The organism is Aeromonas sp. 95A (assembly GCF_051919235.1).
Lineage (GTDB): Bacteria > Pseudomonadota > Gammaproteobacteria > Enterobacterales > Aeromonadaceae > Aeromonas > Aeromonas veronii.
In genome coordinates, this window is the sequence record NZ_JBQBFC010000001.1 from 4462308 (window position 1) to 4475364 (window position 13057).

8 protein-coding genes and 2 pseudogenes are annotated in these 13057 nt (G+C 60.3%); 6 read left to right on the forward strand and 4 right to left on the reverse strand.

Going from position 1 to position 13057, the window contains the following annotated elements:
- The first annotated feature begins 53 nt into the window (after positions 1–53).
- The 3 genes and pseudogenes from ACTG2U_RS20445 (at position 54) to ACTG2U_RS20455 (ending at position 6173) form a co-directional block, all read left to right on the forward strand.
- Entirely contained in the window at positions 54–782 is a 729-nt protein-coding gene (locus ACTG2U_RS20445) for a response regulator (RefSeq protein WP_005353280.1), read from the forward strand.
- A pseudogene (locus ACTG2U_RS20450) lies at positions 779–1864 on the forward strand (ATP-binding protein). Before ACTG2U_RS20445 ends, ACTG2U_RS20450 begins: the two are co-directional and overlap by 4 nt.
- A gap of 433 nt (positions 1865–2297) precedes the next feature.
- Entirely contained in the window at positions 2298–6173 is a 3876-nt protein-coding gene (locus ACTG2U_RS20455; protein ID WP_439975055.1) for an SNF2-related protein, read from the forward strand.
- 141 nt (positions 6174–6314) lie between these two features.
- Here ACTG2U_RS20455 and ACTG2U_RS20460 read toward each other — a convergent pair.
- Positions 6315–7207 (reverse strand): annotated as a pseudogene (locus ACTG2U_RS20460) (DNA replication terminus site-binding protein).
- Positions 7208–7730: 523 nt separating this feature from the next.
- Here ACTG2U_RS20460 and ACTG2U_RS20465 point away from each other — a divergent pair.
- Positions 7731–7940: a DUF1127 domain-containing protein gene (locus ACTG2U_RS20465; RefSeq protein ID WP_042083987.1), complete on the forward strand. Its 210-nt coding sequence runs from the start codon at positions 7731–7733 to the stop codon at positions 7938–7940.
- A gap of 291 nt (positions 7941–8231) precedes the next feature.
- Positions 8232–9257, forward strand: coding sequence for a succinylglutamate desuccinylase (gene astE / locus ACTG2U_RS20470; protein ID WP_335813271.1), 1026 nt, complete (start codon positions 8232–8234; stop codon positions 9255–9257).
- 160 nt (positions 9258–9417) lie between these two features.
- Here astE and ACTG2U_RS20475 read toward each other — a convergent pair whose 3' ends face one another.
- Together ACTG2U_RS20475 and gloB are read right to left on the reverse strand one after the other, a co-directional pair.
- On the reverse strand, positions 9418–10971 hold the full coding sequence (locus tag ACTG2U_RS20475) for a LysM peptidoglycan-binding domain-containing protein (protein ID WP_005337819.1): 1554 nt from the start codon (positions 10969–10971) through the stop codon (positions 9418–9420).
- Positions 10972–11041: 70 nt separating this feature from the next.
- Positions 11042–11806: a hydroxyacylglutathione hydrolase gene (gloB, locus tag ACTG2U_RS20480; protein WP_005337817.1), complete on the reverse strand. Its 765-nt coding sequence runs from the start codon at positions 11804–11806 to the stop codon at positions 11042–11044.
- A gap of 72 nt (positions 11807–11878) precedes the next feature.
- On the opposite strand from gloB, the gene ACTG2U_RS20485 reads away from it, so the two are divergent.
- Positions 11879–12601: a methyltransferase domain-containing protein gene (locus ACTG2U_RS20485; RefSeq protein ID WP_005353269.1), complete on the forward strand. Its 723-nt coding sequence runs from the start codon at positions 11879–11881 to the stop codon at positions 12599–12601.
- On the opposite strand, the gene rnhA is transcribed toward ACTG2U_RS20485, so the two are convergent.
- Positions 12589–13053, reverse strand: a complete 465-nt coding sequence (gene rnhA, locus ACTG2U_RS20490) for a ribonuclease HI (RefSeq protein WP_005353268.1) — start codon at positions 13051–13053, stop codon at positions 12589–12591. The genes ACTG2U_RS20485 and rnhA overlap by 13 nt on opposite strands.
- Between the last annotated feature and the right edge of the window lie 4 nt (positions 13054–13057).

Sequence of the window (13057 nt, forward strand, 5' to 3'; positions counted from 1 at the left end):
GAATCCATGGAGGCGATGATAAAGTTCAACGCCACCTTTTTTCGAGTCCGACTATGTCCCATCTCAATGCTTCCGCCAGCCCGGCGGGCCAGTCACTGGTACTGATTGCAGAGGATGAAGCCGAGATCGCCGACATCCTCGCCGCTTACCTGCAACGTCATGGCTTGCGCTCCCTGCACGCCGCCGATGGCCGTGAAGCGCTGGCCATGCATCAGGCATTCAAACCCGATCTCCTGCTGCTGGATGTGCAGATGCCGCAGCTGGATGGCTGGCAGGTGCTCAGCGAGATCCGGGCGCGCGGCGATACGCCGGTGATCATGCTGACCGCCCTAGATCAGGATCTCGACAAGCTGATGGGGCTGCGCATGGGGGCGGATGACTATGTGGTTAAACCCTTCAATCCGGCCGAAGTGGTGGCGCGAGTGCAGGCCGTGCTCAGGCGCACCCAGGCCGTAAAGCCTGCCACGGCGAACGTGCTGCGGGTCGGCCAGTTTCAGATCGATCTGGAGAGCCACGAGGCCAGCATTTTCCGCGATGACCAGCAGCAGGTGCTGGAGCTGACCCTGACCGAGTTCAAGTTGCTCGCCTCTTTGATGCGGGCGCCGAAACGGGTGTTCAGTCGCGCCGAACTGCTGACTCACTGCTTGCCGGAGGGGGATACCCAGGAGCGTACGGTGGATAGCCACATCAGCAAGTTGCGCAAAAAACTGGAGACACACGGTATTCAGGGGGTCCCCGCCAGTGTCTGGGGCGTTGGCTATCGCTTCGGGGGCGATGCATGAAATCGGCGCCCGGCCTTCGCAGGCAGATCATCCGCTCTCTGGGCTTGATGACGCTTGGTATCATCTCCCTCGCGGTGATCGGCACCTATGTGTTTTATGGCATCGCCGTGGCGTTTGTACCGGGCAGCATCTCCGAGACCTGGGTGCCCTCCAGAGTCGAGATGTTATGGATCGGCTCCACCATTCTCATTGCATTGGGGATGGCGTTGTACGTGGCGGTTCGCCTCTCTCGCCGCATCCTGACTCCCCTCAACTCGGTGGCAACCAGCCTGCGTGAGGTGGCCGAGGGCAAACTCGATGCCCGTGTGCCGGAGGATGAGCAGGCGATCGGGGAGACGGCGCAGCTGGTGCGCGACTTCAATACCATGGCCGAGCGGCTGCAGAGCATGACCCGCGAGCGGGAGTTCTGGAATGCCGCCATTGCCCACGAATTGCGCACTCCGGTGACCATTTTGCGCGGCCGCTTGCAGGGGCTGGCCGAAGGGGTATTTCCTCCCAGTAGCGAACTCTTCGAGGGGTTGCTGCGTCAGGTGGAGGGGCTCAATCACCTGATCGAGGACTTGCGGGTATTGAGCCTCAACGACAGCGGCCATCTGGAGTTGCAGCGGACCGAGGTTAGGCTGGCCGACGAGCTTGCCGTGGTGCTTGAGGCGTTTGCCAGCCCTCTGGCGGCGAGCGGATTTGTGTTGCAGCGGGAGCTCGATAGCGAACTTCATGTCTGCTGCGATCTGTTTCGTATCCGTCAGGCCCTGATGGCGCTGTTGGAAAATGCCCAGAAGCACGCGCTGCCGGGCCTGCTGACCGTGCGGCTGTATCGCTCGGAGAGTGTGTGCGTCCTGAGTGTGGAAGATGAGGGGCCAGGCATCAGCGAGTAGATCGCCGCCTGTATCTTCGATGCGTTTCGTCGGGGAGATCCGTCACGCTCGCGCAAGAGCGGCGGTAGCGGACTTGGGCTCGCCGTGGTCAAGGCGATTGCAGAGGCCCACGGCGGCAGTGCGGTTTGCCAATCTACCGGACGGGGAGGGAGCCGATTCGTGCTCTCCTGGCCCATCTCGGCCATGTCCGGTTGCCCTGAAACCTAACCTGCGGGCGGCAGGTTCTGATGAAGCTATACAGCTTACAGCTGCCCGCACAGGGGCGTTCGACAAGCGACCGTTATAGGGTTTTCTACCGCTTGTGCCGGGTGAGCAGGAGGGGTTTGGACATGGTTCATTTGGCGCGAAATCATGGTTTTTAGCCGTCAAAAATTGAAACCGTTTTCAGAAATCCTTTTCAACTGTGATCCGCTTCAAAGCTTTTTCGGGCGCCAACCTCTAGCATTGGCTCCACGAATTAGGGGCTAGCGCTCCCGATTTTCCCGCTGTGGGAGGTAACCGGATGATCCGGCTATTTCCTTCGTTACTTTCGACGGTCATCATGGATGGCCGTTTTTTTTTGAGTTATTTCACGGTAAAGGGTCGAGCCGCTGGCGCTTTACCGTTAAAATTCCGCTTTTGCACTTGCCCGTGAGTCTTGATGTCTGCGTCCACCCTCTCTTCGGATAGTTATGCCCTGCTCGCCACCCTGCAATTGCAGCGCGTTGCCAGTACCCGTTTGCTGCAAGAACAACTGGCGATAGGCCATGCCCTGATCGATAAACTGACCCGATTGCAGGATGCGGGGCTGGTCAGATTGCGCGGGGAGCAGCAGTGGAGCCTGACCGCCGAGGGGACGCTGGCGCTGATCCTGGGGGTGCGTGCCGGTCTCTGCCCGGCGCCGGACTGGAGCCGGGTGCCCTCATTGACCGGACAGGATCTCACCCATGCGGTGGTGCGCGAGCTCTGCCGCGGCAAGGCGGGGGAGATCCCCACCTATTTCTCGGCCAGCGATCTGCTGACCCTGCTCGATACCCCGGACGCTCACCAGTTGCTGGCGGGCTCCAGCCCCGCCTGGCAGCAAATGTTGCTGGAGCACTTCTCGCTGCAACTCTTGCTTGATGCCCCCTATGAAGAGCGCTGGCCGTTGGCCAATGCGCTGGTGCGCTGCGCCCCCGAGGTACAGGCCCGGGCCAAAGCGTTCGAGGCGGAGTGGCGCTGGCTCTGCGGGGATGGCGAGAGCACATCGCCAACCGGCGAGGACAAGGATGCCGCCCCCGGCTGGCCAGCCCTGCAGGCGCTGGCCCAGCAGAGCCAGAGCGGCCCGCTTGGCGAGCGGCTGCTCACCGCGCTGGGCCAGTGGCAGGCAACCGATGAGGGTGAGGCGGGCCAGTGGCCCCGTTCATTCAGCGCCCTGCTCTGGCTTGGCTGGTTGCAGCAGGCCGATCCCGTTATCGCCAGCGAACAGCGCAAGAAGTGGCAGCGCAGCCTGACTGGCCAGTTCCCCCTGCTTGCCGACCTGCTCAGCCAGTGGGCGGGTGATCGCCACGGTCAGGCGGTTGGCCTGTTTGATACCCTGCAACTGCCGGTGGAGGAGCTCCACTGGGGCTATCTCTGGCTCGATCTCTGCGCGCTGGCCCGTCACGGTGCCCAGAGCCCGCAGGTGGCCATGTTGCACAAGTGGGATCTCTCCCATCTGCTCGATGCTGAGCCCCATCATCGCCTGATGGCGTTTTGTCAGGATCTGCTGCGCATCTTGTTGGGCGAGGCGGCCAAAGGGGCGCCCCTGTGCCAACTGCGCGGCAGTGAGGAGAGTACGCAAGAGGGCAGTGACGAGCAGGATGATGACGGGGACGAGGATAAAACCGCGGCCTCTGCCAGCTGGCTCAACTGGCTGCAGGGGCTGGGACGCTCCAGTGGCGTACGCAAGCCGCAGGAGCGGTTGGTGTGGCTGCTCCATGCTGACGGCCCCGAGCTGGAGTGCAAGATCCAGAAGCTGAGTACCAAGGGGGAGTGGACCGCCGGTCGCCGGGTCGATCCGGCCCTGCTCTCTACCCAGTATGCCGCCATGCTCGATGAGCACGACTGGGCACTGGTTCGCACCCTGCCACGGGTGATGGGACGACTGCCGCGGGATGTTTGGGCGCCGCTGGCCGATCACCCCCGCTTGTTCAACGCCAAGGGGCAAAAGCTGCAACTGGCCATCAGCGCCCCCCTGCTGCAGGTGGTGGCCACCGAGCAGGGGATGAGCGCGCAGCTCTGCCCCGATGCGGCCGCCCGCGGGGCCCATATCATGCCGCTGGCGCAGGATCTGTGGCAGCTGATCCTCACCCCGCAGCCGCTGCTCGACCGCTTGCCAGCGCTCGAATCCATCCCACTGCTGCCCGCCGAGGGGCTGGCCGAGCTGCAACGCACCCTGGACGCCATTCCCGAGCTGCCCTGGCATAGTCGGGTTGCGGGGCTTAGTGGCAACGCCGAACTGGCTCCCTGGCCGGGCATTCCTTCGGTGCAACTGGATTGGCAGGATGGTCAGCTGTCGGTCAAGCTGGTGACCCGATTTGAGGATCTGCCGCCCCAGCCCCTTGGCAAGGGGGAGGCGATCGTGCGGCAGGGGATCAAGGCGTACCACTACTGGCACCGGGATCTCGCGGCCGAGAAGCAGCAGGCCCAGCTACTGCGCAATCAATTGCCCATCGGCCTGCCCGGCAGCGAGTGGCTGCTGCAGGGGGAACAGGCGCTGGCACTGGTCAATGCCCTGCCCGAGCTGGTGGATGCCGGTGTGGTCATTCACTGGCATCAAGACAGCGCTCGCCTCAAGAGCCTTGATGAAGCGGCTTTGAGCCTGCGCATCGAGCGGCGGCAGGACTGGTTCCAGGTCGAAGGGGCACTGGCCCTCGATGAGCACCAGATCCTCGATCTGCGCCTTATTCTGCGCCAGATGACCCCGGGGCAGCGCACCGTTCAGCTCGACGAGAAGACCAGCCTGATGCTGAGCGACAAGCTGGTAGAGCGGCTCACCATGCTGGGGGCCATGCTCGATGAAGAGCAGCGCATCAACAACAAGCTGGCCTATCCGCTCACTCGCCTGCTCTCGGTCATTACCACCGAAGGGGATGCGGCGTGGCAATCCCTGCAGCAGGAGTGGCAGCAGGAGGTCGATTGCCCTGATGAGTTGCTCACCTCCCTGCGGGACTATCAGAAAGAGGGGGTGCGCTGGATGGCGACCCTGGCCCATCACGGTTTTGGTGCCTGTCTGGCCGATGACATGGGTCTGGGCAAGACGCTGCAGGCGCTGATTGTGCTGCGGATGCGCCAACACCTTGGCCCTGCGCTGGTGGTGGTGCCCAAGTCAGTGGTCACCAACTGGCAGGAGGAGGTGACCCGTTTCGCCCCCGAACTGGATGTGGTGGTGTTCGAGAATCCGGCCGAGCGGGAGGGGATGATTCGCGAGGCCAAGGCCGGTCAGGTGATCCTCATCAACTACGGCATGCTCGGCAGCCTGGCGGAGGCGCTCAAGTCCCGCCGATGGTCTTCCATGGTGCTCGATGAGGCGCAGCAGATCAAAAACGCCGGTACCCAGCGCGCCAAGCTGTTGTTCCAGCTCGACGGCGATTTTCGCCTCGCCCTCTCCGGCACCCCCATCGAGAACCATCTGGGGGAGCTGTGGAGCCTTTTTACCTTTATCAACCCGGGGCTGCTCGGCAGCCTTGGCGAGTTCAAGCGTCGCTTTGGCAAGGCGGTCAAGGATCCCCAGCACATGGCGCTGCTGCGGGCGGTGATCAGCCCCTTCATCCTGCGCCGTCTCAAGCAGCAGGTGCTGACCGAGCTGCCGGACAAGACCGAGATCATCCACCACATCAGCCTCTCCCCTGAGGAGCGCCAGCTCTACGAGGCGACCCGGCGGGAAGTGGTGCAGCAGGTGCAAAGTGCCGATGGCCGTGCCCTGATGCACGTGTTGAGCGGGTTAACCCGACTGCGCCGGCTCTGCTGTTCGCCGGAGCTGGTGATGCCCGAGTGGTCGCAAACCAGCAGCAAGCTGGATGAGGCGATGGCGCTGCTGGAGGAGGCTATTGACGGTGGTCATCGGGTGCTGGTGTTCAGCCAGTTTGTCGATCTGCTGAGTCTGTTGCGGGCCCGCATTGAGCAAAAATCCTGGGACTACTGCTATCTGGATGGGGGCTGCTCCGCCAAGTCCCGTCAGGACTCCATCCTGCGTTTTCGTCATGAGGAGGTACCGCTGTTCCTCATCAGCCTCAAGGCAGGGGGGACCGGCCTCAACCTCACCCAGGCCGATACCGTGCTGCACCTCGATCCCTGGTGGAACCCGGCGGTGGAAGATCAGGCGAGCGATCGGGCCCACCGGATGGGCCAGACCCAGCCGGTGACCGTCTATCGACTGGTATGCGAGCAGACGGTGGAGGAGAAGATCGTCGCCCTGCACGACGAGAAGCGGGCGCTGGCCGATGGCCTGCTGAGCGGCCAGTCCGAGGTGCGCGGGCTGGATGTGGAGAGCCTGCGGGCCCTGCTGATGGGTTGATTGGCGACGCCACCTTTCATACCGCCTATCGATACAGAAAAGGGGAGAACATCCAGAGATGTTCTCCCCTTTCTTATTTGGGGTGCTGATGCGGGATACTTCGTTTATCGCGGCAAGGCGGCCCAGCTATCCCTGATCCAGTCACCCCTGATAGAGATAGAGGTGCAGCCGCTCGATGATGGGTTCACCGCCAATCTTGCGATCCCGCCGCGCCTGCCGGCTCTTGGGGGGATAGTTGCCCAGATGAGTGACCGCGGGCGGGGTATCGGAGCAGAGCAGTAGTGGCAGGCTCGCCTTGATCTGCTGCTTACGCGGGGTGCGCTCCAGCCAGAGCAGATTGATCATCGGGTGGGTCTTGACCGGGCGGCGGATCCGCAACTCGGCATCGGCCGGCAGGCGGCGAATGTCGTACACCTCCTGATCCACCATCTTGCTCCACTCCTCGTTGTTGGAGAGGGCCGGTATGTAGCGGCGGCTGCGCTCCAGCATCTCAAGCACCTGTTCGCGACTGAGGCGATTGATGGTCTGTTTGTCGGCCCAGGTAAAGCCGAGGGATTGCAGCTCCCCCGCCAACAGGGTCAGCTTGCGGTAGACCTGCAGGGTGATCACGCCGGGCAGGGCAGTATGTACCAGCTCGAACTTCTCGTCCCGTCCCCCGCCTGCTGCACCAGCGCCTTGAAATCGAGTTTGTGCTGGTTGATTTGGTCGATCAGCGGTTGCAGCAAGGGGGCTGCGGCGGCAGGAAAGCGCAACCAGCCGGGCAGCCGATGAGTTGCCTTGGTGGAGCAGCCGGGGCGGGCGCTGTGGTCCCGATAGGCGGCGAGGGTGGCCGCCAGCGCGGCTTCACCGTTGAGATAGCCCACCTCAATTTGCTCGATGGGGTCGTGCTCTTCCCCCTGCGCAACCGGAGGGAGGGGATAGACATGAGCCTCCTGCAGGTCGAGCTGACCAAGCAGATCGGCCAGCTGGTTGAGAGCGCCTTCAATGGCGGCCATCTGTTGACGCAGGGCGGCGGTCGGGGTAAAGGTATCCATCGATGATCCTGTGGTTTCATCCGCCGCCGACGGCATAAACGATGGCGTCAGGGCAGGGGAATAAACTACTGTATAAATAACCATACCAGTATGCCGGTTGCGCGCCAAGAGGGTCGTTTTCGGGTCTTCATCGAGGGAGCGGCGAGTGAAGAAAAGTAAGTTTGTTTTATGTTTCATGGTGTTAATTTGAGATCGCAAAAAGATCACCAAATTAACAATTGAATGTAATTACGTGGTTGCCACCAATGGCGAATCCATTGGCGAGTGCATAGGCAATGCGGTAAATTGCATATGTAAGGTGGTGCCATGCAGCACAATATGCTGCGGGCCGTTGATGGTCGAATAGTGACTTAATTATTCTTTATAAATCAAAGTATTAAAATTGTATCAGTCAGTTTATTACTATTAGTTTTCCTAATGTAACGTATCAAAATTCGTCAATTGAGTCGGCCCTGCTCCCTGACTAAGCTTTGCGCATCAAATAAAGCCCAGTGCGTAAACAAATATTCAGAGGAGCCACATCATGGCCAACATGACTTATACCGAAACCGGTTACCAGCATTCCAGCCAACTGAATCTGGCTGCTCGCGTAAAAATGACCGTTCTGACCTGGCTGGAGCGCAGCCGCAGCCGTCGCCAGCTCTCCGAGCTGCCCGAGTACCTGCTCAAAGACATCGGCCTGAACGAAGCTGACCGTTATCAAGAGACCACCAAGCCGTTCTGGCGTGGTTAATCAACCGGGCATGGATGCCTTGTTTTTCTGCTGAGTCGTTTGCTGTTCTGCCCCGTGGCTCCTGGCCGCCAAGTCTGTCATTGTCTGTTTTATATCCCCCGTTTTCCCCCTGTTATTTGTTGGTCCTTTTTCCTCTCCTCTTTATTACACATCGCTACTGCCATTGCTGTCATCGTTCGATTGTTATCACACTTGTATCGTTAATGTTTGAATTTGTTTAAAAACGATTTTAAGCCGCGATGCCTTGCGTATAATCCGGCCATAGTATTCCAGCGCAAGAGGGTGAGACGGATGATTCCCCAGCACGATTTTTTAGCCTTGACCCGCAGCCATGAGTGGCAGCTTGAGCCCTTTGAATTTGCCCTGCCCGATGGTGCGCAGGTCAGCATTTGGGATACTGGCGTACTCTGTCTGGAGCCTGCCAGTGGCGCGGGCGGCCAGCCGGGAGGGCGCAAGGATATCGTCCTCTCCTGCGGTATCCACGGCAACGAGACGGCCCCCATCGAGATCTGCAACCAGCTGCTGAGTCGTCTGCTCTCAGGCGAGCTGAGTGCCCGCCATCGGGTGCTGTTTCTGTTTGGCAATCCGGCGGCGATGAACCTCGGGCTGCGGGAGGTGGAGGAGAACATGAACCGGCTCTTCTCCGGAGCCCATAGCAAGGGAGAGGGGCTCTGCAATCGGGAGCGGATCCGCGCCATGCGCCTCGAGCAGTATGTGAGCCGCTTCTTTGCCGATCCGGCTCGTCCCCGTTACCACTACGATCTGCACACCGCCATTCGCGGTTCGCGCCACGAGAAGTTTGCCGTCTACCCCTTCCCCCACGAGCGGCCTCACTGCCGCGAGCAGGTGCAGTTCCTCGGCGCCTGCGGGGTACGTACTATTCTGCTCTCCGCCAGCCCGACCACGACCTTCAGCTACTACAGCTCCCGCCAGCATGGTGCCCACGCCTTTACGGTGGAGTTGGGCAAGGTGCGCCCGTTTGGCGAGAACGATATGACCCGCTTTATCGAAACCCGTCAGGCGCTGCAGGAGCTGGTCACTCAGGATGAAGTGGCACTGGAGCCGTGGCGGGCGGATGATTTCACCCTGTTTGCCATCGATCGGGTGATCACCAAAAAATCGGCGGACTTTCGCTTCCTGTTTGCCAGCGATGTCGACAACTTCACCGAATTCCCCCAAGGGTTCGTGCTGGCCGAGGATGGCGAGCTTCGCTACACGGTCGAGAAGCCGCGTGAGGCGGTGGTCTTCCCCAATGCCAACGTGGCGATCGGTCAGCGCACCGTGCTGATGGTGGTGCCGACAAGGCTTTGGGAATAGCGGTGATAGTTTTGCCTGCAGAGCGGTGATGCATCCGCAGGCGGCGCCAAGCCATTGTTTTAGTCGGTGGCTCAGACACAGCAGCGGTTAGCCGCAGTAATAAAAAATGGGGCCAGTCAGATGACTGGCCCCATTTTTTATCGGGTTCAAGTGGTGTGTCTTAGCTGTTGTTCTTCACAAACAGGGTCAGCTCCTGGCCGGGCTTGAGGTAATCCCCTTTATCCAGCTGGTTCCAGCGCATCACATCATTGATGGCCACCTGGAAGCGAGCCGCAATGGAGGAGATGGAGTCGCCACGGCGAACCTGATACACCATCGATTTGTCGCTCTTCTTCCCTTGCTTGGGATAGACCACCAGCTTCATGCCTGGCTTGAGCGCCGACTTGGCAGTCAGACCATTCCACCTGGCGAGCTCTTCGTGGGAGACGCCGTGTGCCTGGCTGATGCTCCACAGGTTGTCACCCGAGCGCACCTTGTAACTGACTTTGGCCTTCTGGCTGCTGCCACGGCTTGCCAACTGCTGCGGTTTGCTGGCAGAGCTGGCCTTGCTGCTGACCTGACCGTGGGTCGGGATCACCAGTTGCTGACCGCGACGCAGGTTGTTGCTGCGCAGATTGTTGGCCAGCTTCAGCTCGTTCACGCTGACGCCATGATTCTGGGCGATGCGCGACAGGGTATCGCCACTGGTGACCTGATAGGAGCGGGTACGAATACGCTCGCTCTTGGGCAGATCGGCCAGTGCCAGCTCCAGAGTATCGGCATATTCTACCGGTACCAGCAGGCGGTAAGGGCCACGGGGCGACATCACGCCACGGCTCAGGGCCGGATTGACCTCCTTGAGCTGTGAGGTGCGCAGACCTGCCAGTTGGGCGGCCACATTCAGATCGATCTGGCTGCCAGTCTCCACCACACGCAGCTTCGGCTCGTTGGCGAGTACCGGCAACTGGATATTGTACTTGTCCGCATTGCTGATCATGTCAGCCATGGCGAGGATCTTGGGCACATACATCCGGGTTTCGCGGGGCAGATCGAGCGACCAGTAGTCGGTCGGTTTGCCTGCGCGCTGGTTACGCTGGATGGCGTTGCGCACCCGTCCTTCACCGGCATTGTAGGCGGCCAGCGTTTGCAGCCAGTCACCGTCAAAGAAGCGGTTCAGGTATTCCAGATAGTCGAGCGCCGCATTGGTGGAGGCCAGCACATCGCGCCGTCCGTCATACCAGTTGTCGTGGCGCAGACCGAAGTTTCTGCCTGTCGCTGGCACAAACTGCCAGAGTCCGACAGCATTGCTGCGGGATCGGGCATGAGGATCAAACATGCTTTCGATCATCGGGACAGTAATAAGCTCCATTGGCAGCTCACGCCGTTCAATCTCCTCTACCATCAGATAGAGGTAGGGTTCAGCCCGGCTGGCAATGGTCGCCAGATGCTTATCATTGCGCAACAGCCACTCACGTTGCTGGCGGATGCGCGGATTGTCCGGAGTTTCCAGTTGCATATCATCGCTGATACGCACCCACAGATTGTCCGTATCTTCCATTTCGTCCAGCTGTTCATCGCCAAACAGGAAATGGGAAGAGTGTTTTTTATGCGCTTTTTTCTTGACCTGGGGGGACTTGATCGGCTCGATTGCCGTTAGCGCCCGGTCATCCTGATGGCTCAGGTTTTGGCAGCCGCTGAGCAACAGCGCTGCCAATAAGGCCGTTCGTACCTTCATCTCGTTCCGGTCATTTTTAGGAAAAACAGCTCGCATCATAAGGGGCAATGGCCCCCTGATCAAGGTTTGTTCAAAAAACGTCCTTCCACTGACGCAGGATGGTGAAGGTATCTACCGGATTTTCCACGCATTTTAGTCCATGTTTTTCAGCAGAAAATTTCACTGAATCCTGTTCGCAGCGCAGAAAAATGTTGAAAGTGCGTTCGTCACCCAGCCGGGTTGGCAGACTTGGCAGCCCTTGTTGCCGCAGTTTGCTGATCAGCCCGATCTGGCGGCGGATCGCCGGGTTGTCCGGCTCGACCGCATAGGCAAAACGCAGGTTGGAGAGGGTGTACTCGTGTGCACAATAAATGAGGGTCTCATCGGGCAGGGCGGCGAGTCGTTGCAGCGAGTGGTACATCTGCTCCGGCGTCCCTTCAAACAGGCGGCCACAACCGGCTGAGAAGAGGGTATCGCCACAAAAGAGCATGCCGTTGCCGTGGTAGGCGATGTGGCCGCGAGTGTGCCCGGGCACATGGATCACCTCGAGGGCGAGGCCGTGCCAGTTGATCTGATCGCCATCTTCCAGCCACTGACCGTGGTGATCCGGCATCGGGTCAAGTTTGGGGCCATAGAGCCGGGCGTGGGGGAAGTGGGCAAGCAGGTCGGTGACGCCCCCGACATGGTCGTGATGGTGATGGGTCAGCAGGATGGCATCGAGCACCAGCCCCAATGCCTCAAGCCGCTCCAGCACGGGGGCCGCATCGCCCGGATCGACCACCAGACAGTGATTTTCGTGGCGGATCAACCAGATGTAGTTGTCATTAAAGGCTGGAACTGTGATCACTGGATACATGAGTCTGCTTCTCTTTAGGGAGGGTATCTTATATAACAGGATGGCGTTCGAAACCCCGAGTTGAGCCCTATTATGCAGGTGGCACGTACCGAACAACAAATCGAGATCCCGACCAGCTGGTCTGCATTGCCTATGGGGGACTGGGTGGCGGCCGAGATCCAGGATCGGCTCGACAACTGGTGCCCCAATCTGTTTGGGTATCATCTGCTGAAAATTGGCGCCCTGAGCGCTGAACTCTCCTGCAAACGCTCCTCCATTCGTCACCAGGTCGGGGTCGCCCCCGGCGGGCGGTTGCTCGACATGTATGGCGATCCCCTCGATCTGCCGGTGCGGACCGGCAGCGTCGATGCCTGCCTGCTGGCCCACTGCCTCGATTTCTCTGCCGATCCTCATCAGGTGTTGCGCGAAGCCGAAAGGGTGCTGACCGACGATGGCTGGCTGATCATCAGTGGTTATAACCCCATGAGTCTGGTCGGGATCGGTCACTGTGTGCCGTTCTTGCGGCGCAGAATGCCCTGGTCGGCACGGATGTTCACCCCGGGGCGGGTGACGGACTGGTTGCATCTGCTGGGATGCGAGGTGATGTTCGACGAGCGTTTCGGTTATTCGTTTATGGGAAAACAGAGCTGGCACAGTTGGTGGCGAGAGAGTATCGGGCGGGATTATTGCAGGGCATTTGCATCGGTATACGTGATTGCGGCCCGTAAACGGCGCTTTCCACTGATCCCGGTGCGGCGGCGCTGGCAACTGCCAAAGTCCCTCGCCACACCGGGAATGGCCCGTCAGGGCTGGTAGCCGGTATCCTCGGCCAGATCCTTGCCGCAGGCAGCCTCTCTGGCCAGCTCGTCGCACCGTTCGTTCTCCGGGTGGCCGGAGTGACCCTTTACCCAGAGCCACTCAATCTGGTGGCGACCCACTTCCGCATCCAGCTCCTTCCAGAGATCGACGTTCTTGACTGGCTGACGGTTGGCGGTCATCCACCCTTTCTTCTTCCAGCCGATGATCCACTGGGTGATCCCCTGGCGGACATACTGGCTGTCGGTGGTGAGGCGCACCTTGCACGGTTCGTTGAGGGTGCGCAGCCCCATGATGGCGGCCATCAGCTCCATCCGGTTATTGGTGGTCAACTTGAATCCGGCGGAAATCTCTTTGCGGTGCTTGCCGTAGACCATGACGGCCCCGTAACCACCCGGGCCCGGATTGCCGAGGCAGGAGCCGTCGGTATAGACATCAATCTGTTTTAACATGAGC